This window comes from Amycolatopsis sp. NPDC005003 (genome assembly GCF_053600695.1).
Map to the genome: position 1 here is coordinate 41,225 of NZ_JBSGAI010000044.1, position 20,293 is coordinate 61,517.

Here is a 20,293-nt window from a genome sequence, read left to right on the forward strand (position 1 = left end):
GGCGTCGTGGTGCAGGCCACGGCGCCCCTGTCCGCGTCCCCCCGAGGAGCCCATCCCATGAACAGGATCGCCGGTGCACTGGCCGCGCTCTGCCTCGCCGCGGCGGGCACCACCGCGGTCGTCGTGGCCGGTCCGGCCGCCGCCGCCCCCGCCTGCTCGGTCGCCTACCGCGTCAACCAGTGGCAGACCGGCTACACCGCCGACATCACGGTGACCAACGGCGCCACCGCGGTCTCCTCGTGGACCCTCACCTGGCACTACGCCGGGAACCAGGCCGTGACGTCGGCCTGGAACGCCACCGTCCGCCAGACCGGGACCGCGGTCACCGCGCAGAACCTCACCTACAACGGGACCGTGCCCGCGGGCGGCACCGTCTCCTTCGGTCTCCAGGGCACCTACAGCGGCACCAACGCCACCCCCACGGACTTCGCGCTCAACGGTGTCTCGTGCGGCGACCCGGCGCCCCCGACGTCGACCACCCCGACCACGCCGACGACGACCACACCGATCGTCGACCCGACCACGACGACCTCCGGCCCGCCGCCCGCCGGCTGCACGGGTGCCGCGATCTGCGACGACTTCGAACAGCAGACCGGCAGCACCCCGGGCGGCCGGTGGACCGTCGGCGCGGCCAACTGCACCGGCACCGGCACGGTCGCCGTCGACACCGCGGTCGCGCACTCGGGCGGGCGCTCGGTCAAGGTCACCGGCCAGGGCGGCTACTGCAACCACGCCTTCCTCGGCACCAGCCTCGCCGGTGCCGGCTCGGGCCCGCTCTTCGGCCGGTTCTGGGTCCGCCACACCACCCCGCTGCCCACCGGGCACGTCGCCTTCATGGCCCTGCGCGACACCGCGGACGGCGGCCGCGACCTGCGCGCCGGCGGCCAGAACCGCGCCCTGCAGTGGAACCGCGAGTCCGACGACGCCACGCTGCCCGCGCAGAGCCCGGCCGGCGTGGCCCAGAGCGTCCCCCTGGCCACCGGCACCTGGTCCTGCTTCGAGTTCGAGGTCGACGGCGCCGCGGGCCGGCTCCGCACGTGGCTGAACTCCGCCGAGGTGCCCGGCCTCGTCGTCGACGGCGTCCCGACCCAGGACATCGACCAGCAGTGGCTCGCCAAGTCCTGGCACCCGGCGCTGACCGACCTGCGCCTGGGCTGGGAGAGCTACGCCGGCGACGCCGACACACTGTGGTTCGACGACGTGGCGGTGGGCAGCACCCGGATCGGCTGCTGACCGCGCCGGCTACCGGCCGAGGATGCGCTCGATCCCGGCCAGCTCCTCGTCCGCGAACTCCAGGTTCGCGGTGGCCGCGACGGTGTTCTCCAGCTGCGCGACGCTGCTCGCGCCGATCAGCGCGGAGGTGACGCGGCCGCGGCGCAGCACCCAGGCGATCGCGAGCTGGGCCAGTGTCTGCCCGCGTCCCTTGGCGATGTCGTCCAGCGCGCGGATGGTCGCCAGGGTGTCCTCGGTGAGCCGGTCGCTCGTGAGGAACGGGCTGGCGCCCGCCGCGCGGGAGTCGGCCGGGATGCCGTCGAGGTAGCGGTCGGTCAGCAGGCCCTGGCTCAGCGGCGAGTACGCGATCGAGCCGACGCCGTGGTCGTCCAGGGTGTCCAGCAGGCCGTCCTCGACCCAGCGGTCCAGCATCGAATAGCGCGGCTGGTGGATCAGCAGCGGTGTCCCGAGCTCCTTCAGCGCCGCGAGCGCCGCCTCGGTCTGCTCCGGCGAGTAGTTCGAGATGCCCGCGTACAGCGCCTTGCCCGAGCGGACGGCGGTGTCGAGCGCGCCCATCGTCTCCTCGATCGGCGTGTCCGGGTCCGGCCGGTGCGAATAGAAGATGTCGAAGTGGTCCAGCCCGGTGCGGGCCAGGCTGCGGTCCAGGCTCGCCAGGAGGTTCTTGCGGGAGCCCCACTCGCCGTACGGGCCGTCCCACATCAGGTAGCCCGCCTTGGACGACACCAGGATCTCGTCGCGGTACGGGCGGAAGTCGGCGGCGAAGTGCCTGCCGAAGTTGGTCTCGGCCGAGCCGGGCGGCGGGCCGTAGTTGTTGGCCAGGTCGAAGTGCGTCACCCCGAGGTCGAACGCCCGGCGCAGCACGGCCCGCTGGACGTCGAGGGGCTTGTCGTCCCCGAAGTTGTGCCACAGGCCGAGCGACACGGCGGGCAGCTTCAGCCCGCTGCGCCCGGCCCGCCGGTACGGCATGTCCGCGTACCGGTCTTCGGCCCCGACGTAAAGCGACATGGTGCTCCTTGAGACGAGAGGGACAGGCGGGCTTGGAGTCTAGTGACGCGGGAGGAGCGCGCCGGCGAACGACGTCGAGGGCGGCAGCTCGGGCAGCAGGGTCGCCTGGTAGGCGTGGTAGACGTCCGGTTTGCCGGCCCACACCGTCGCGGCAGGCCGGTTTTCCGGGTCGAGTTCGTGGTGCCACGAACCGAGTTCCCGGTCGACGAAGCAGCTTTCGGCGTGCGCGCACCACTCCTGGAAGCGGGCGAGGTAGGCCGGGTCGCCGGTCTCCTGGTGCAGCGTCCACGCCGCGGCCATCGCCTCGGTGACCACCCAGTGCAGCCGGGTGCGCACCACCGGCGTCCCGGCGAAGTCGGTCGTGTAGACGAACCCCGGCCGCCCGTCGACGGCCCACCCGTGCCGAACGCCCGCCTCGAACAGCGCGGCCGCATCGGGTACCAGCCACGCCGGCGCGGCGGCCCCGAGCGCCCGTCCGAGGTGGACGGCCAGCCGGGCCCACTCGAAGAGGTGGCCGATGGTCGCCCCGTACGGGCGGAACGGGTGCGCGGGTTCGGCGCGGTTGAACTCGAGCCGGACGCGCCAGTCCGGGTCGTAGTGTTCCGGGAGCAGCCAGCCGTGCGCGCGGGCCTCGCCGTGGATCAGGCGCTCCACAATGGACAGCGCACGCGCCGCCCACACCGCGTCGCCGGTGATGTCGGCGGCGGCCAGGAAGGCCTCGACGGTGTGCATGTTGGCGTTGGCGCCGCGGTAGTCCTCCAGGCGCGTCCAGCCGCGGTCCCAGACGTCGGCGACGAGCCCGGCCCCCGGTTCCCAGAACCGGCGTTCGACGGTTTCAAGAGCTTCGGCCAGCAGCGGCCGCGCGCCTTCGGCACCGGCCGCGGCCGCGCTCGCCGCCGCCAGCACGACGAAGGCGTGCTCATAGGCGCGCTTCTCGGCCAGGGCCGTCGAGGCGTACCAGCCGCCGTGCTCGGCGTCCCGCAACGGGCCGGTGAGCGCCGCGACGCCGTGAGCGACCTGCTCGCCGGTGTCCGCGCCCCGCAGCGCCGCGAGCGCGAAGACGTGCGTCATCCGGCAGGTGATCCAGGTCTCGACGGGCCGGTCGAGCACCGGCCGCCCGGTCTCGTCGAGCCAGGCGAACCCGCCGCCGGGGTGCGCCGCGCCGCGGGCGAACCCGAGCAGCCGGGCGGGTTCGGCGCGCACCCAGGCGGGAACCGAAGACGGACTGTCCACTCTCTGCCTTTCTCCACGGGTCCGCCCCGGTCGGCGGCCCCCGCAAAAACGTAGGGCAAGGCCCCCGCCCGGGCCATCGCGGGCTGTTCCGGAAGTGACCCCCACCGCGTATCCTGACCTTGGAAGCGCTCCCAGTCTTCGACGCACGCAACCCAATGAAGGGACTGACGTGACCAGGAGACGAAGTACCATCCTCGCCGCCGTCACCGTGCTGCTGGCGAGCCTGACCGCCATTCTGCTGAACACCGGCACGGCCGAGGCGCACGGCGCCATGATGAAACCGGGCAGCCGGACCTTCCTGTGCTGGCGGGACGGGCTCAGTTCGACCGGTGAGATCAAGCCCGTCAACCCGGCCTGCGCGGCCGCGGTGGGCGTCAGCGGCGCCAACTCGCTGTACAACTGGTTCGGCGTGCTCCGCTCGGACGGCGCCGGGCGCACGCGCGGGTTCATCCCCGACGGGAAGCTGTGCTCGGGCGGGAACCCGAACTACGCGGGCTTCGACGGGGTCGGCGACTGGCCGCTGACCCACCTCACCGCCGGCGCGCAGTTCGACTTCTCGTACAACGCCTGGGCCGCGCACCCGGGCTGGTTCTACACGTACGTGACCAAGGACGGCTGGAACCCGAACCAGCCGCTCACCTGGGACTCGCTGGAGGACCAGCCGTTCCTGACGATCGACCACCCGCCGGTGACCGGCCAGGTGGGCACGGTCGACGGCCAGTACAAGTGGAGCGGCGCGCTGCCGTCGAACAAGTCCGGCCGGCACATCGTCTATTCGGTGTGGAAGCGCTCGGACAGCGCGGAAACGTTCTACGGCTGCTCGGACGTCACCTTCGACGGCGGGCACGGCGAGGTCACGGGTGTGAAGGACCCGGGCACGGGCACGACCACCACGCCCACGACCCCGACCACCCCGACGACGCCCACCACGCCGACGACCCCCACGACACCCACGACACCCACCACGCCGACGACGCCGTCGGGTTCCTGCATGGCGATGTACGAGATCACCAACACCTGGAGCGGCGGCTACCAGGCCACGGTGACGGTGATGAACCACAGCACGAGGGCGTACACGAGCTGGCAGGTGGGCTGGACACTGCCCGCGGGCCAGACGATCGCCAGCGTGTGGAACGGCACGCTGAACCAGTCCGGTTCGGCGGTCACGGTCCGCAACGCCAACTGGAACGGCGGCATCGCGGCCGACGGCACCGCCAGCTTCGGCATGGTCGTCAACACGACGGGAGGAAGCGCGGCCCCGTCACCGACGTGCCAGGGCACCTGAAAGGTCCTGAGTGGACAGCCGGTCCGGGAGGCCGCTTCGGGGAATGATCCCCCGAAGCGGCCTTCACGCGTTGCCGTGACCGAAGCCGCCGGGTGATCAGCCCCTCAGGTGTTCGCCGGGCCGGTGCTCCCCCGCGTGATCAGCCTGGGCCGGGACGAATACACGTCGCCGGGCCGCTCCCCCGCCAGCACGTCCCGCAACACCGAAGCCGCGAGCGTGCCGAGTTCGGCCAGCGGGCGCCGGATCGCCGTGAGCGCGGGGCGGACCAGCCGGCAGAGCGGGGTGTCGTCCCACGACACCACCGAGAGGTCCTTCGGCACCGCGAGGCCGAGCTCGCGCGCGGCGGCGAGCGCGGCCACCGCGAGGTCGTCGGTGTCGCACAGCAGCGCCGTGGGCCGGGGGTGCGCCGCCAGCACCCGGCGGACCGCGTCGGCCGACGGTTCGGGCTGGACGGTGCCCGGGTGCGGGAGGCCGGTCGCCGCCGTGGTGAACGCCCGCCGCCGCGCGGCCGGGTCGGTGAACACCGCCGCGCCCGCGATGCGGACCACGTGGCGATGCCCCAGTGCGGCGAGGTACGCCAGTGCCTCGGCGGCGCCGGTGACGTCGTCCACGAGCACCGAGGGCACCCCCGGCACCCCGCCCGGCCCGCCGAGGACCACCGCCGGCAGGCCGATCCGCACCAGCTCGGCCGCACAGCCCGGCGCGGTGAGCAGCACGCCGTCCACCTTCCGTTCGGCCCGCCAGCGGCGGTAGATGGCCAGCGCGGCCTCGCGGCCGGGGGCGACCTGCAGCAGCAGCTCGCTCTCGAACCCGTCGAGCAGGGCCGGGACGAACCCCTCGAGGTGGCGGTCGAGCACCAGGCCGAGTGCGCCGGACCGGCCGCCGGACAGCGCCCGCGCGGTGCTGCTGGGTGCCCACCCGAGCTCCCGGGCGATCTCGGTGATCCGCTGCCGGGTGGCCTCCGAGACGCCGGGGCGGCCGTTGAGGGCGTAGGAGACCGCGCCCTTGGAGACGCCGGCCTCCTTCGCGATGTCGGTGATCGTCGGACGCTTCATCGCACCCTCTCTTCGCACCACGAATCGTCGCGGGACCACGGCCGGAGCCCGCGGTCCGTGTCCGCACGGACACCCGCCGTCGCGCACCTTGACACCCGCCGCACCGGGAAACGAGACTCGCCCCGGGAGCGCTCCCAGCCAACGAGGGCCCGGAGCGTGCCGTGGATGGGGAGTGCGCGCGCATGTGGCAGATCCGAAGAACGGCGGCGTTCACCGCCACTGTCGTCCTGCTCTTTCTGATCGGGGGATGCGGACCGGGCACGCCGGAGCGGATCACGCTCACCGTGTCGACCTTCGGCCAGTTCGGCTACGAGGACCTCATCCCCGGCTACGAGTTCACCCACCCCGGCCTCACCATCCGCCAGGTCCGGACCGAGCAGGGCGGCCCGTACCACGAGGACCTGCTGGACAAGCTGCAGAAGGGCCAGGAGCTGGCCGACGTGCAGGCCGTCGAGGAGGGCCACCTCGCCGACGTGCTCGCGCACGCGGACAAGTTCGCCGACCTGGCCGAGATCGGGCCGCCCGACGTGAAACCCGGCCGGTGGCTGGAGTGGAAGTACGAGGCAGGCCGCAGCAAGGACGGCAAGCTCGTCGGCTACGGCACGGACATCGGCCCGCTGGCCATGTGCTACCGCAAGGACCTGCTCGGCACGGCGGGCCTGCCGACCGACCCGGGCTCGGTGAAGACGATGTTCGCGACCTGGAGCAGCTTCTTCCAGGCCGGCGAGCAGTACGTCAAGCGCTCGCACGGCAAGCCGTGGTTCGACTCCTCGGCGCAGATCTTCAACGCCAAGGTCAACCAGCTCCCGGTGGGCTACCTCGACCGCGAGAACCACTCGACGCTGGAGACGAACACCGCGCTGAAGGACGCCTGGAACCAGGTCACCGCCGCGGTGAAGCAGGGGCAGTCGGCCGGGCTCACCGCCTTCGAAGACGACGGCAACAACGGCCTGCGCACCGGCGCCTTCGCGACGAAGGTCTGTCCGTCGTGGATGCTCGGCATCATCGAGCAGCAGGCCGGCGTCGGCAACGCGGGCAAGTGGGCGATCACCGACGCCTTCCCGGACGGCGGCGGCAACTGGGGAGGTTCCTACCTCACCGTGCCGGCCTCGAGCCCGCACCAGAAGGAGGCCGCCGCGCTCGCGGCCTGGCTGACTGCGCCGGAGCAGCAGCTGCACGCGTTCCGGGTCAGCGGCAACTTCCCCAGCCAGGTCGACGCCTTCACCTCGCCGGACCTGCTCAGCGAGATGAACGGCTACTTCGGCGGGGCGCTGAGCGGCCAGGTCTTCGTGGCACAGGCCCGCAAGGTCGGGAAGCCGCAGTACAAGGGGCCGGGTGACGGCAAGATCCAGGAGACGGTGATCGCGCCCGCGCTCAAGTCGGTCGAGCACGGCGCCGATCCCGCCGCCGTCTGGCAGCAGGTGCTGATCGGGGTGCACCGGCTCGTGCCCTGAGCCGGCCGCGGGCCGGGCGCGGCGCTGCACGAGCGCTTCTTCGCCGGCCGCGCCGCGCACGGGCGCTCGGAGGTCCGGGCCGTCACTTCGCCGGAGAACGAGGGTTCGCACTGTTCCACACCCGGATGGGGTTCGTCGCCGAACCAGGGCCGAAGGAGTTCGAGGGGTGCCGGTGCGGCCCGGCCACGACGGGCCGGGCCGCACCGGCCGGAGTTCCGCGAGAACCTCGGCTGACAGCCGCAGGTGCGCGCCGCGGGATCCGGTCCGGGCCGCCGGAGGCCGCGGCGGACGCCCGGCCGGATCCCGCTGTCCCGCCCGGCCGGTCAGGCGGCACGGGCGGGACCTCGGCGGGCGGGCCCGGCGGGACGGGCCGCGCTCGCCGTGGTGGAGGCCGGGCCGGGCGGCGGCTGCGCGGCACCGCCCGGCCCGGGGTCCTACTGCACCGGCGGGTAGGCGTTCTGGACCAGTTCTTCGAACTGGGCCTCGAACCACTTGCCCGACAGCGGGGCGTTCGGCAGGGCGCCGGTCAGGTTGCCGCCGTTGGCCTGCTGGGTGCCGTGGAAGGTCGGGTCGCACATCGGGTCCGCGCCCTTGCCTTCGTCGTTCGGGATCTGCTGGCTCGCACCGTCGGACTCACCCGGCGGCTTGACCCAGACGTAGGCGTCGAAGTGCGCCTGGGGAGCCACCGTCGGCCGCTGCCCCAGACCCGCACCGCTCTGGTTGCACCAGTTGCCGCGGTGCAGCCGCCGGTCGACCCGGCCCGAGTTCACGTAGGCGTCCACAGTGGATCCCGAAGCGCCGCTCGGCCGGGCCGAGCCGCCCCAGCCGTTGCGGGAGGTGTCGACCAGCATGCCGATACCGCTCGGCAGGCCCGCCGAAACGAACGCGTTGTACATCGCCGTGGCGAACGGGATCTCGGCGAAGTACGGGTTCCACTGGTAGAAGGTCGCCGACTTCAGCGCCTGCCCGCCGACGTTCAGGTTCGGGTCGGGCAGGTTCGGCTCGGTCAGCGGCGTGTAGTTGGCCGTGGAGCTGATGAAGCCGTCGATGCTGTTCACGCCGGCCGTGGTGCCCTGCAGGGTCTGCTTGACCAGGTTGACGAACGGCTGGAAGTTGCTGTCCCAGCCCAGCCACGCCGAGTGCGCGATGTCCAGGTAGTTGTAGACGTTGGAGATCGCGTGCAGCTTGTTCAGCGCGTACTGGATGCCCTGCGTGTACGCCCCGCTGGACTGCGCTTCCGCGCAGGTCGCCATCGAGGTGTTCGTGATCAGGTTCGGCAGCGAGTCCGGCTCGACGATCGCCACGATCCGCAGCGGCGCGTACTTCGCGTCGGACAGGATCGACGCGATCGGGTCGATGTACTCGCTCTTGTACCGGGCCAGGCCGTTCTGGGCGACCTTCAGCTCACCGTTGGACGCCAGCGCCGCGCAGTCGCGGTTGGGCAGGTCGTACACGACGATCTGGATGGTCACCGGCGTGCTGCCGGTCTGCTGCGCCAGCGCCGCGTCGAGGTGCCCGCGCAGGCCGCGGGCGCTCGACGTGCCGTTGATCGCCGCGATCCGGTCCAGCCAGACCGCGGTCGAGGTGTTGGCCACCTTGGCCATCTGGGCGCCGAGCGTGCCGCCCTTGGCCGCGGCCGCCGCGCTCACCTGGCTCGACCAGTCCGGGTTCACGTACCCCTTGGACCCGGCGTACGGGTTGTCCACGTGGGTGCCCGGCTGGGGCGTCGTGGTCACCGTCGTCGGGGTGGGCGTGGTCGTGGTGGGCGTGGTCGTCGTCGTGGTCGGTGTCGTGGTCGGTGTGGTCGGCGTCGTGGTCGTGGGCGTGCCGTCACAGTGGGCGCCGTTGAGCGAGAACGACGTCGGGATGTCGTTCGTGCCCGAGTACGAGCCGTTGAAGCCGAAGTTGGCCGTGGCGTTCGAGCCCAGGTTCCCGCCCCACGACGGGTTCTTCGCGCTCACGTGCTTGCCGCTCTGGCTGAACGTGGCGCTCCAGCCCTGCTGCACCTTCTGGTTGCCGCCGAAGTCCCATTCGACGTTCCAGGACGAAACGGCGTCGCCCAGGTTGGTCACGGCGATGTTCGCGGTGAAGCCGGTGTCCCACTGGTTGACCGTGTAGGTGACCTTGCAGCCGGTGGCGGCGCCCGCCGGACTGCCCCCGGCCACCAGTAATCCGGCGGTCATCGCCGCCGCCGTCACCGAGGACGCCACGGCGAACCGTGACTTCCTCTTCGCGGACCAGAATTCACTCCTCATCGAGTGCGCTCCTTTGCCTTTCGGTGGATGGGGTCTTTCGGTGGGTGGTCACGTGGTGCAGGCGGTCGCGCCGACGGCGAAGCCGCTCGGTGCGGTCGACGCGCCGGTCGCCTGGATGCCGATCGACACCGAGGCACCGCCGGCCAGGTCGGGCGCCCAGGTGGGGGCCTTGGCGGTCGCCTGCTGCCCGGTCTGCGTGACGGTGGCGTTCCAGCCACCGGTGATCTGCGTCCCGGACGGCACGGTCCAGCCGAGCGCCCAGTTCTTCAGCGCCGAGCTGCCGGTGTTCTTCAACGTCACAGTGGCGATGAAGCCGCCCTGCCAGGTGTTGTCGACGTGGTAGGTGACCGCGCAGCTCGCCGCGGGCGGCGGGTCGGTCGTGCCGCCGCCCGAACCCACCGGCGGGATCAGGTACGGCTGCAGGATCGCCTGCTTGGTCTGGTTGACCGTGGTCCAGTCGTCGTTGAGGATGCCGCCGGTGTCCCCGGAGTTCGGGTTCCACGACCAGTAGGTGAAGCTCATCCCGCTGGCCCCGGTGCCCGCGTACTTCATCAGCTCCTGCAGCCAGACCTTGTCGCGCGGGTCGGCGAGCGTGGAACCGAACTCCCCGAGCAGCACCGGCGCGATGTTCTGCTTGTGCAGGTACCCGAAGAAGTGGTCCCACAGCGCGGGCAGGTTCGCCGGGAACGCCGGGTCGGAGAACCACTTCTGGGCGAACACCGACGTCGCGTACTCGTGCGCCGAGTACACCAGCTTGTCCGGTTTGGACAGCCGCACCGGGAACTGCTTGGCCCCGGAGAGGTTGCCGCCCCACCAGCCGCACTGCGGGTCGCCGGTGCCGCTGACGCAGTCGACGCCTTCGACGACGATCAGCCAGTCCGGGTTCGCCGCGAGCACGGCGTTGCCGGCCCGTTCGGCGGCGAGCCGCCAGTCGGTCGCGGTGTCGCCGCAACCCCAGCACGCTCCCCCGCCACCCTGGATCGAGTGCGGTTCGTTGTGCAGGTCCGCACCGATCACCGTCGGGTTGCCCTTGTAGTGCTGGGCCAGCATCGTCCAGTCGGAGATCCAGCGGCTTTCCGAGTACGCACCGGTGTACCAGAGCGGGGACTGCGCCCCGGAGTCCGGCCGGTGCCGGTCCAGGAGCACGCGCATGCCCTTGGCGCCGGCATAGGCGACGATCTTGTCGAGCACCTGCAGGCCGGACAGGCCCTGCAGGTCCGGGTTCGCCACCTGGTCGATGCTGACCGGTTTGGACCCGGCGTCGAACAGCTGGTTCGAGTACGGCAGCCGCAGCGTGTTGTACCCGAGCCCGGCCATCTGGTCGAGCATGTCCTTGTAGTTGCGGCTCCACAGCCCGTGCGGCGAGTAGTTGGCCGTCTCGGCGCCGAACCAGTTGATGCCGGTCATCCGGACCGGCGCGCCGGTCGCGTCGACCAGCTGGGATCCGCTCGCGTGCCAGAACCCGGTGCCGGTGCCGGCCGCCGCCGTGGTCTCCGGTGCCGCGGCGGCCGGGGACGCCGTGAGAACGGCGCCCCCGACCAGTGCGGCGACCACCAGCGAAAGCAGTCGCTTCATCGAGTGCCTCTCAGCCGAACAGGGCGACGTGCGCGGCGAACGCCGTGGCGATCTCCGACTGCGCCCAGAACCGGTGGTAGGTGAACGTCGGCGCAGCCCCGCCGTCCAGGTAGGCCTGGACCTTCGGCCACTGCGGGTCGCTCTTGTAGAAGGAACGGATCGACAGGAACGTGGAGCTGGAGTTGATCGCGTCGCCGTTCGGCATCGTGCCGGTCCAGCCCGAGGGCACGTACAGCCCCTGGTCCGTGCCGGCGTTGTACTTGTCGTCGAACCGGTCGTAGTCCGACCGGGTCTCCGGCACCGCGATGCCCTTGGCGTCGGTGTTCGCCGAAAGCGCGTTCAGCAGCTGCTCCCCGACCGACTTGGCCTGGGCGTTGCTCGACCCGGCCGCGTAGTAGAGCAGGGTCTTGGCGAGCGAGGCCGCGACCCCGACATCCTGGCTGTAGTTCTTCACCGTGACGTGCAGGCTGTTGTTCGCACCCGGGCTGGTGGCGTTCCAGGTGTCCGGAGCGCCGCTCCAGGTCAGGTCGGACGGGATCTGGAAGCTCCCGCCGGCGCCGACCGTGGTCTTGCTGATCGCCCAGGGCACCCACTTGTCGAGGATCTTCTTCGCCCGGGCATCGCCGGTCGCCTGGTAGTACTCGGCGATCCGTTCCATGCCCCAGGTCTGGAAGCCGAACCACTGGTTGCTCGGCGGGTCGTGCCAGACCGGCTGCCAGTCGTAGTACATCCCGTAGAACGTCGGCGTGCCCGAGGGCGGGGTGCCGTACTGGCCGTCCCAGCTGTTGGTCGCGCCGCCGGCGAGCCCGCCTTCGGACGACTGCAGCCACTGCAGGAACTCCATCTGCCGGCCGAGGCTGGTCGCCCAGTCGGTCGCGCCGGTCGCCGAAGTGACCTTCAGGCCCGGGTCGGCCGACAACGCGTACGCGGCCAGCGGGTTCTGGTAGCCCTGGTGCGCCGCGCCGTCCCCGATCCGCCACGCCCAGGAGCTGGCCGTGTCGGCCGAGCCGCCCCACGCGTAGTACCACGAAATCAGGTAGTGCTCGCTGTCCTTGCCGGTGCCGGCCGGGCAGGCAGTCGCGCCGACGCAGTTGCCGATCTTCTTGTAGTACTTGTCGAACAGCGAGTACCGCAGGTAGTCGCCCATCTTCGACGCCTTCTTCAGCACGGCCGCGACGTCGGCGCTCTTGCCCTGCGCCTGCGCCCACTTCTCGGCCTGGAAGGCCACCTGCACGACCCGGGCGTCCGCGTCCGGTGCGTCGGTGTACTTCCACTGCTTGGCGTAGGACGAGTCCCCGGTGAACAGGTCGAGGTAGCCGTTCTTGCCACCGAACTTCAGCAGGTCGCAGCTGGGCTGGGTGACCGTCTCCCAGACCGACTCCTGCGAACCGCGCTGGAAGGTGTTGATGAAGGCCGGCGCGGTGTTGGTGCCGTCCTCGCAGTGCCCGAACTTGTAGATGTTGTCCACGTCCAGCAGCCAGTGCATGCCGTAGACGTCCGGGTTGCCGTAGGCCGCCTTCAGTTCCGCCGCGATCGGGTCGGCCCCGACCGGGACGTTCGACTGCAGCTGCGACGGGTAGTTCTTCGGGCTCGGGTACTCCGCCGCGTACGTCGCCGGCTTGCTGGCGTTGTAGCCGGAGTTGCCCGGCTGGTCCGCCGCCGACGGGATCGCGTACGTCTCGATCGACGTCCACGCCTGGTTGAACGGGGCCCAGTCACCGGTCACCCGGCCGTAGGACGCCTCCAGCCACAGGTAGTAGCTGAACGCCTCCGACGTCGTCTCGTGCCCGTGGTCCGGCGCCTCGACGATCAGCGTCTCGATCGAGTGGTAGGGCACCAGGATGTTGCCGAACTTGCGGAAGTAGCCGTTGTTCGGGTCCTTGATCTTGTTGTACTGCGTCAGGAACGCGAGCTGGTAGTCCGAAGTGGACGACGAGATCTCGTTGACCGCCACCGTGGCCGCGGTGTAACCGCTGCTGCTCGCGGTGAAGGTCGCGCTGCCCAGCTCGCCGCCGTTGTCGGCGCTGGTGACCGTGACGTTCTGCGGCACGTTCCAGTTCGCCGTGGTGAACGTCAGGCTCGCCGGGCTCGCCGTGAGGTCCGTGCTCCCGGCCGTCCGCGCGACGGCGACGGTGACCGGCGCCGAGGGGGCACCGGCGAGGGAGACCGCGAACGTCGTCGTGCCGCCCTGCTTGACCTGCGCGGTCGCCGGGGCGGCCACGATCGTCGGCCCGGACAGCACCTTCACGCTCACCGGGCTCGACGTCGTGCTCGCGCCCTTGTTGTCGTAGGCCTTCGCCGTGATCGAGTACGTCCCGGCCGGGACGTTGCCCCAGCTGCCCTCGAACGGCGCGGCCGTGTCGGTGGCCAGCAACGTGTCACCGGCGTAGAACTCGACCTTGCTCACCGTGCCGTCACTGTCGGCAGCGGTCGCGGCCAGCGGGATCGTGGCCGGCGCGTAGTACGTCCCCGTCGACGACGGCGCGGTCAGACTGACCGTCGGTGCCTTGTTGGCGCCGGTGCAGGCGGTGCCGTTCACCGAGAAGTCCGTGGGCGGCCGGTTGGCCGACCCCTTCGTGCCGTTGAACCCGAACGACGTGCTCGCCCCGGTGCCGAGGTGGCCGTTGTAGGACATGTTCGTCGCGGTGACCGCGGCACCGGTCTGGGCGAACGTGGCGCTCCAGCCCTGCTGGACCTTCTGGCCGTCCAGGAACGTCCAGCCGACCTTCCAGCTGTCGAACGGAGCTCCGTCGTTGCGCAACGAGACGTTCGCGGTGAACCCGGTGTCCCAGTCGTTGGTGGTGTAGGTGACCGAACAGGCGATGTCGGCGCCGAGCGCCGGGGGTGGGGCGACCACCGCGCCCGTGGCCGCCAGCACGGCCGAGGCCAGTGCCAGCGCACGGACGCGCTTTCGGGGAGAGGAACGCATGGCTGCGGAACTCCTTTGTCCGTAGGGAGCCAGCGATCTGGGAGCGCTTCCAGGCGCAGACGGTAGCCAGCCGGAAACCTGGATGTAAAGAATCGAGTCAGAAGGACACCGAGGTCCGGAACGTCACTTCTGCGCGTCCGGCGAGCGGCAGCGCACTGAACACTCCTGAACAGCCGCGCCCGATGGTGGGCACGTCACCCTTTCGGAGCAGCGAGCTGGTGACACACCGTTTCGTGAAACGTTATTTAGCGCCGAACGTGTACACCTGGGTTGGAAAGCTCCCACCTACCGGGGAATGCCCGCCGACTGAGCACACGTGGAGTGGGGCGCGGCCGGACACCCCGGCACGCGCCCAGGTGGACGACACGCGTGCCCGGATGGACGACACGCGTGTTCGGCCGGACACGGCGGGTCAGCTGGAGGCGCGGACCGCCAGGGAGACCGGGAGGATGTGCTGCCGCGGCTTCAGGTTCTGGTCCTCCAGCAGCCGCATCAGGGTCTCGACCATCGCGTGGACCTGCTCGCGGGGATCCTGGTGGACCGACGTCAGCGGCGGGTCCATGGCCGGGGCGAGGGTGACGTTGTCGTCGAAGCTGACGACCGCGACGTCGTCCGGGATGCGGCGGCCCGCCCCGCCGAGGGTGCGCAGCGCGCCCACCGCCATCATGTCGCTGGCGACGAACACCGCGTCGAGGTCCGGGTGCCGGGACAGCAGCGCCGACATCGCGTTCGCACCGCCTGAAAGGGTGAAATCGGCTTCTTCGGCGAGGTCGGCGGGGTCGAGCCCGGCGTCGAGGAGCGTCTTGCGCCAGCCCGCGAGGCGGTCTATCGGGGCGCTCTGGTCCTGGGGCCCGGCGATCGTGGCGATCCGCCGCCGCCCGGCCGCGACCAGGTGCTCGACCGCCAGCCGGGCGCCGCCCTCGTTGTCGAAGTCGACGACGTGGACGCCGCGGCGGATGCCGGCCGCCTGGCCGCCGAACACCACCGGGATGCGCAGCAGCCGCAGCGCCTTGGGCAGCGGGTCCGCCCGGTGCGGGGCGAACACCAGCGCACCGTCGACGTGCCCGCCTTCGAGGAACCGGACCGTCCGGCTCAGGTCCTCGCGGATGTCGCTGAAGATCAGCACCATCTGGCGGCCGACGTCGGCGAGCTCCCGGTAGCCGGCCCGCATGACGGCGGCGCGGTACGGGTCGTCGAGCAGCCGCGACTCCGGCTCCGACAGCACCACCGCGATCGCCCCGGTGCGGCGCGTGACCAGCGACCGAGCCGCCTGGTTCGGGGAATAGCCCAGGTCACGGGCCGCGGCCAGGACCTTCTCGCGCGCCGCCGCGCTGACGTACGCGTCGTCGTTCAACGCCCGTGACGCCGTCGACCGCGACACGCCGGCGAACGCCGCGACGTCCTCCAGTGTCGGCCGTTCTTCATCCCCTGCTCGAGGCCCCACGGCACCGCCCTCGCTCACCCTCTGCAACTCTGACCGCCTCAGCTTAACGTTCACGCCTCCGCGCGTCCGGGAGCGCTCCTCGCAGGAAACGCTCCGGTTACAACCTCTTGACACCGGTGAAAGCCCCCAGCAGACTCGGCCACACCTGGGAGCGCTCCCAGATCGGCTCCCAGCAGTGAGAGCGCTCATTCCCGTCAACAAGGTGGTTGGACACGTGAGAACGATCCGGAACGGCCTGGTCCTGGCACTGGGCATCACGATGACGGCGCTCGGCGCCTCGGCCTGCAGCGGGGGCGGTGACACGAACACGCCGGCGGCCGCGGGCCCGAACGAGAAGGTGGACCTGACGCTGGCGACGTTCACCGAGTTCGGCTACGAGGACCTCATCCCGGAATACGAGCGGCTGCACCCCAACATCAAGATCACCCACCGCAAGACCGGCCAGGGCGGCCCCTACCACGAGGAACTCGTCACCAAGCTGGCCGCGGGTTCCGGCCTCGCCGACGTGACGGCGCTCGAAGAAGGCCACTTGTCCGACTTCCTCGACAAGGGTTCGAAGTTCAACGACCTGAGCAAGATCGGCCCGGCCGACGCCTCCCCGGACCGCTGGCTGAGCTGGAAGTACGAAGCCGCCAAGACCAAGGACGGCAAGCTCATCGGCTACGGCACCGACATCGGCCCGCTCGCCATGTGCTACCGCAAGGACATGTTCAAGGACGCCGGCCTGCCGGACGACCCCGAAGCGGTCAAGCCGCTGTTCGCCACCTGGGACAGCTACTTCGCCGCCGGCGCGGACTTCGTGAAGAAGAGCAACGGCAAGGCCTGGTTCGACTCGGCCTCGCAGAACTTCAACGCCATGGTCAACCAGCTCCCCGAGGGCTACATCGGCACCGACGACAAGCTGGCCGTCGAGAAGAACCAGGGCATCAAGGACGCCTGGACCAAGGTCACCGACGCGGTCGCCAAGGGCGAGTCGGCCAAGCTCACGGCGTTCAGCCCCGAATGGGAAGCCAGCTTCAAGCAGAGCGCGTTCGCCACGAAGGTCTGCCCGGCCTGGATGCTCGGCGTGATCAAGGAACACGCCGGCCCGGAGCTCCAGGGCAAGTGGGCGGTCACCGCGGCGTTCCCCGGCGGCGGCGGCAACTGGGGTGGCTCGTACCTGACCGTCCCGACGCAGTCGAAGCACCCGAAGGAGGCCGCCGAACTCGCGGCCTGGCTGACCGCGCCCGAGCAGCAGATCAAGGCGTTCCAGGCCAAGGGCACCTTCCCCAGCCAGGTCAAGGCGCTCACGGACCCGGCGCTGCTGAGCTACACCAACCCCTACTTCGGCGACACGAAGGTCGGCCAGCTGTACGCCGAGCAGGCCAAGAAGGTCCAGAAGCCGCAGTACAAGGGCCCCGGCGACGGCCAGATCCAGGAAAACGCGTCCAGCCCGGCCCTGCAGGCGGTCGAACAGGGCAAGTCGGCGGCGGACGCGTGGAACCAGATGGTCGAAGCCGCGAAGAAGATCACGCGCTGAACCGATGACCGTCATCGACAAGGTCGCGCCAGAAGGGAGTAAGGCCGGGGAGCGAGTGTCTCCCCGGCCCACCTTCCGTCACCGGTTGAGCCGGTGGGACGTCAAGGTCTCGCCGTACCTCTACATCGCCCCGTTCTTCGTCGTCTTCGGGATCGTGGGCCTGTTCCCGCTGCTCTACACCGCGTACGTCTCGATGTTCAAGTGGGAGGCCGGGGCGGACCACCCCGACTTCCTCGGCATCGGCAACTACACGGAGCTGTTCGCCGACACCCAGTTCTGGAACGCGCTGGTCAACACGATCAGCATCTTCCTGCTCTCCAGCGTCCCGCAGCTCATCATCGCGGTCATGCTGGCGGCACTGCTCGGCGCCCGGCTGCGCGGCGCGACCGGCTGGCGCGTGGGCATCCTGCTCCCGTACGCGGCCAGTCTCGTCGCCATCGGCATCATCTTCGCCAACCTGTTCGGCTCGAAGTACGGGCTGATCAACGGCATCCTGCAGACCTTCGGACTGGACCCGATCGAATGGCAGGCCAACCGGTTCGCCAGCCACGTCGCGATCGCGATCATGGTGAACTGGCGCTGGACCGGGTACAACGCCCTGATCGTGCTGGCGGCCATGCAGGCCATCCCGAAGGAACTCCACGAGGCGGCGTTGATCGACGGCGCCGGCACGTGGCGCCGCTTCTGGAACGTCACCCTGCCGCTGCTGAAGCCGACGCTGATCTTCATCACCATCACCTCGACGATCGGCGGCCTGCAGATCTTCACCGAGCCAAAACTGTTCGACGCCATGCCGGGGTCGAACAACGGCGGTTCCACCAACCAGTTCCAGACCGTGACGCTGTACCTCTACCAGACGGCGTTCCAGAACGCCGACCTCGGCTACGCCTCGGCCATCGCCTGGGTGCTGTTCCTGATCATCGTGCTCATCGCGCTGGCGAACTACTTCCTCACCAGCCGGATCGCCAGCACCCCGGCGGTGAAGGTGAAGAAGAAATGACAACACTCCAGAGTGGACTGCGCAGGAGCGTCGCCACGCTCGGCAAGCCGCGCAAGACGACCTACGTCGTGCTGGCGATCTTCGTGCTCGGTTCGCTGTTCCCGTTCTACTGGTCGTTCCTGGTGGCCAGCCGCGACAACGGGATGCTCACCGAGCGCATCCCGCCGTTCCTGCCCGGCGGCAACTTCTTCGCCAACGCCGCCCGGGTGTTCGACACCGTGCCGTTCTGGAAGGCGCTGGGCAACAGCGTCATCGTGTCCGGCACGGTGACGCTGACGACGGTGCTGTTCTCCTCGCTGGCCGGGTTCGCCTTCGCGAAACTCCGGTTCCGGGGGAGCAACAAGCTGTTCGTGTTCATTGTCGTCACGCTCGCGGTGCCCACCCAGCTGGGCATCATCCCGCTGTTCATCGCGATGTCCGAACTGGGCTGGACGGGGAGCCTGCCGGCGGTGATCGTGCCCAACCTGGTCACCGCGTTCGGCGTGTTCTGGATGCGGCAGTACACGCTGGACGCGCTGCCGTACGAGCTCGTCGAGGCCGCGCGCGTCGACGGCTGCAGCATGATCCGGATCTTCTGGAACGTCTGCCTGCCGGCGGTGCGCCCGGCCGCGGCCATCCTCGCGATGTTCACGTTCATGATGTCGTGGAACGACTTCCTGTGGCCGCTCGTCGTGCTGGACGCCGGCAACCCCACCGTCCAGGTGGCCCTGGAAAAGCTGCAGAGCGGCTACTACATCGATTACTCGCTCGTCCTGGCCGGCACGACTCTGGCCACCATCCCCATCCTCATCGTCTTCGTCCTCCTCGGCCGCCAGATCGTGGCCGGGATCATGCAAGGTGCCGTGAAAGGGTGAACATGTCCGTACATCCCGACAGCGTTCGGGCGGAGACCGCGTTGATGTTCCCGCCTGGCTTCGTCTGGGGTGCCGCCACGGCGGCGTTCCAGGTGGAAGGAGCCACGACGGCCGACGGTCGCACCGACTCGGTCTGGGACGTCTTCGCCCGCCGCCCGGGTGCGGTCCGGGGCGGCGACAACGGCGAACCGGCGGCCGACCACTACCGGCGGTACACCGAAGACGTCGGGCTGATGCGCCGGCTCAACCTCGGTGCCTACCGCTTCTCGCTGGCCTGGCCGCGGGTGCGGCCGGACGGCGGCGAGGCGAACAGCGCCGGGCTGGCCTTCTACGACCGGCTGGTCGACTGCCTGCTCGAGTCCGGGATCCAGCCGTGGGCGACGCTGTACCACTGGGACCTGCCGCAGGCGCTGGAGGAGAAGGGCGGCTGGACCAACCGGGACACCGCCTACCGGTTCGCCGAGTACGCCGAGACCGTGCTGGAACGGCTCGGCGACCGCGTCGCCAGCTGGTCGACGCTCAACGAGCCGTGGTGCGCGGCGATGCTCGGCTACGCGGGCGGCATCCACGCACCCGGCCGCACCGACCACCCGGCGGCCGTCGCGGCCACGCACCACCTGCTGCTGGGGCACGGCCTGGCGATGGACATCATCCGGCGGCACGCCCCGGGCACCGCGGCCGGCATCACGCTGAACCTGTACCCGGTCGCCCCGCACGACCCGGCGAACGTCACCGACGTCGCCGCGGCCCGGCGGATCGACGGCCTGCAGAACCGGTTGTTCCTCGACCCGGTGCTGAGCGGCGGCTACCCGGACGACCTGGTCGCCGACCTCGAGCCGTTCGGGCTCGGCTCGGTCGTGCGCGACGACGACGCCGCGGTCATCGCCGCGCACGTCGACTGGCTGGGCGTGAACTACTACCGCGACTACCGCGTCGCGGGCCGTCCGGTGCCGGGCAGCGAGCCGGCGGGCCCCGAGTGGGTCGGCGCGGCCGACGTGCACTTCGTCCCCGACCCGGCGGCACCCCGCACCGACTCGGGCTGGGAGGTCCAGCCGGCCGGGCTGACCGAGTCCCTGCTGCAGGTGCACCGCGGCTACCGGCCGGTGCCGCTGTACATCACGGAGAACGGCGCGTCCTACCCCGACGTCGTCTCCGACGGCGGTGACATCGTCGACACCGACCGCGTCGCGTTCCTCGACTCCCACCTGCGGGCGGCGCACGACGCCATCCAGGCCGGCGTCGACCTGCGCGGGTACTTCTACTGGTCGCTGCTGGACAACTTCGAGTGGGCCGAGGGGTACGCGAAGCGGTTCGGCCTGGTCCACGTCGACTACGCCACCCAGCGGCGGACGCCGAAGCAGAGCGCCCACTGGTACTCCCGGGTGATCGGCCTCAACGGGCTGGGCTGACCGAGGTCCGTGAAGGCCACCGGCGCGGGTGGCCTTCACGGAC

Annotated in this window: 14 protein-coding genes; 7 read left to right on the forward strand and 7 right to left on the reverse strand. The window is 70.5% G+C overall.

The features are described 5' to 3' along the window. Positions 1 to 57 precede the first annotated feature (57 nt). Entirely contained in the window at positions 58 to 1,233 is a 1,176-nt protein-coding gene (locus ACWED2_RS37930; protein WP_449695340.1) for a cellulose-binding domain-containing protein, read from the forward strand. A gap of 9 nt (positions 1,234 to 1,242) precedes the next feature. Here the strand turns inward: ACWED2_RS37930 and ACWED2_RS37935 are convergent, their stop codons facing one another. Both ACWED2_RS37935 and ACWED2_RS37940 read right to left on the reverse strand, forming a co-directional pair. After that, on the reverse strand, positions 1,243 to 2,238 hold the full coding sequence (locus ACWED2_RS37935; RefSeq protein ID WP_449695341.1) for an aldo/keto reductase: 996 nt from the start codon (positions 2,236 to 2,238) through the stop codon (positions 1,243 to 1,245). A 39-nt stretch (positions 2,239 to 2,277) separates the two neighbouring features. Continuing rightward, positions 2,278 to 3,471, reverse strand: a complete 1,194-nt coding sequence (locus tag ACWED2_RS37940; protein ID WP_449695342.1) for an AGE family epimerase/isomerase — start codon at positions 3,469 to 3,471, stop codon at positions 2,278 to 2,280. Between the two features lie 169 nt (positions 3,472 to 3,640). On the opposite strand from ACWED2_RS37940, the gene ACWED2_RS37945 reads away from it, so the two are divergent. Then, on the forward strand, positions 3,641 to 4,756 hold the full coding sequence (locus ACWED2_RS37945) for a lytic polysaccharide monooxygenase (RefSeq protein WP_449695343.1): 1,116 nt from the start codon (positions 3,641 to 3,643) through the stop codon (positions 4,754 to 4,756). A gap of 104 nt (positions 4,757 to 4,860) precedes the next feature. On the opposite strand, the gene ACWED2_RS37950 is transcribed toward ACWED2_RS37945, so the two are convergent. Then, a complete protein-coding gene (locus ACWED2_RS37950; protein WP_449695344.1) occupies positions 4,861 to 5,811 on the reverse strand; it encodes a LacI family DNA-binding transcriptional regulator in 951 nt (316 codons plus the stop codon). A gap of 182 nt (positions 5,812 to 5,993) precedes the next feature. Here ACWED2_RS37950 and ACWED2_RS37955 point away from each other — a divergent pair, with 182 nt between their 5' ends. Then, on the forward strand, positions 5,994 to 7,265 hold the full coding sequence (locus ACWED2_RS37955; RefSeq protein WP_449695345.1) for an ABC transporter substrate-binding protein: 1,272 nt from the start codon (positions 5,994 to 5,996) through the stop codon (positions 7,263 to 7,265). A gap of 434 nt (positions 7,266 to 7,699) precedes the next feature. On the opposite strand, the gene ACWED2_RS37960 is transcribed toward ACWED2_RS37955, so the two are convergent. From ACWED2_RS37960 to ACWED2_RS37975, 4 genes are all read right to left on the reverse strand, one after another. Next, on the reverse strand, positions 7,700 to 9,520 hold the full coding sequence (locus tag ACWED2_RS37960; protein WP_449695346.1) for a glycoside hydrolase family 6 protein: 1,821 nt from the start codon (positions 9,518 to 9,520) through the stop codon (positions 7,700 to 7,702). A gap of 48 nt (positions 9,521 to 9,568) precedes the next feature. Continuing rightward, positions 9,569 to 11,095 (reverse strand): cellulase family glycosylhydrolase, encoded by a 1,527-nt coding sequence (locus ACWED2_RS37965; RefSeq protein WP_449695347.1) that lies wholly within the window; start codon positions 11,093 to 11,095, stop codon positions 9,569 to 9,571. Positions 11,096 to 11,105: 10 nt separating this feature from the next. Then, positions 11,106 to 14,024 (reverse strand): glycoside hydrolase family 48 protein, encoded by a 2,919-nt coding sequence (locus ACWED2_RS37970; protein ID WP_449695348.1) that lies wholly within the window; start codon positions 14,022 to 14,024, stop codon positions 11,106 to 11,108. A gap of 412 nt (positions 14,025 to 14,436) precedes the next feature. After that, positions 14,437 to 15,432 (reverse strand): LacI family DNA-binding transcriptional regulator, encoded by a 996-nt coding sequence (locus ACWED2_RS37975; RefSeq protein ID WP_449695385.1) that lies wholly within the window; start codon positions 15,430 to 15,432, stop codon positions 14,437 to 14,439. A gap of 250 nt (positions 15,433 to 15,682) precedes the next feature. Here ACWED2_RS37975 and ACWED2_RS37980 point away from each other — a divergent pair, with 250 nt between their 5' ends. From ACWED2_RS37980 to ACWED2_RS37995, 4 genes are read left to right on the forward strand one after another with little or no spacing between them, the layout of a single operon-like run. Continuing rightward, complete coding sequence (locus ACWED2_RS37980) at positions 15,683 to 16,987, forward strand: ABC transporter substrate-binding protein (protein ID WP_449695349.1); 1,305 nt, start codon at positions 15,683 to 15,685, stop codon at positions 16,985 to 16,987. A 4-nt stretch (positions 16,988 to 16,991) separates the two neighbouring features. Next, entirely contained in the window at positions 16,992 to 17,987 is a 996-nt protein-coding gene (locus tag ACWED2_RS37985; RefSeq protein ID WP_449695350.1) for a carbohydrate ABC transporter permease, read from the forward strand. Continuing rightward, a complete protein-coding gene (locus ACWED2_RS37990; RefSeq protein ID WP_449695351.1) occupies positions 17,984 to 18,841 on the forward strand; it encodes a carbohydrate ABC transporter permease in 858 nt (285 codons plus the stop codon). Before ACWED2_RS37985 ends, ACWED2_RS37990 begins: the two co-directional genes overlap by 4 nt. Beyond that, entirely contained in the window at positions 18,838 to 20,250 is a 1,413-nt protein-coding gene (locus ACWED2_RS37995) for a GH1 family beta-glucosidase (protein WP_449695352.1), read from the forward strand. The genes ACWED2_RS37990 and ACWED2_RS37995 overlap by 4 nt, the downstream gene beginning before the upstream one ends. Positions 20,251 to 20,293: the final 43 nt, after the last annotated feature.

Excerpts from the sequence above, each read along its gene's own strand:
- ACWED2_RS37930 (WP_449695340.1), top strand. The coding sequence starts at position 58 with ATGAACAGGATCGCCGGTGCACTGGCCGCGCTCTGCCTCGCCGCGGCG.
- ACWED2_RS37935 (WP_449695341.1), bottom strand. The coding sequence starts at position 2,238 with ATGTCGCTTTACGTCGGGGCCGAAGACCGGTACGCGGACATGCCGTAC.
- ACWED2_RS37950 (WP_449695344.1), bottom strand. The coding sequence starts at position 5,811 with ATGAAGCGTCCGACGATCACCGACATCGCGAAGGAGGCCGGCGTCTCC.
- ACWED2_RS37955 (WP_449695345.1), top strand. The coding sequence starts at position 5,994 with ATGTGGCAGATCCGAAGAACGGCGGCGTTCACCGCCACTGTCGTCCTG.
- ACWED2_RS37960 (WP_449695346.1), bottom strand. The coding sequence starts at position 9,520 with ATGAGGAGTGAATTCTGGTCCGCGAAGAGGAAGTCACGGTTCGCCGTG.
- ACWED2_RS37965 (WP_449695347.1), bottom strand. The coding sequence starts at position 11,095 with ATGAAGCGACTGCTTTCGCTGGTGGTCGCCGCACTGGTCGGGGGCGCC.
- ACWED2_RS37970 (WP_449695348.1), bottom strand. The coding sequence starts at position 14,024 with ATGCGTTCCTCTCCCCGAAAGCGCGTCCGTGCGCTGGCACTGGCCTCG.
- ACWED2_RS37985 (WP_449695350.1), top strand. The coding sequence starts at position 16,992 with ATGACCGTCATCGACAAGGTCGCGCCAGAAGGGAGTAAGGCCGGGGAG.
- ACWED2_RS37990 (WP_449695351.1), top strand. The coding sequence starts at position 17,984 with ATGACAACACTCCAGAGTGGACTGCGCAGGAGCGTCGCCACGCTCGGC.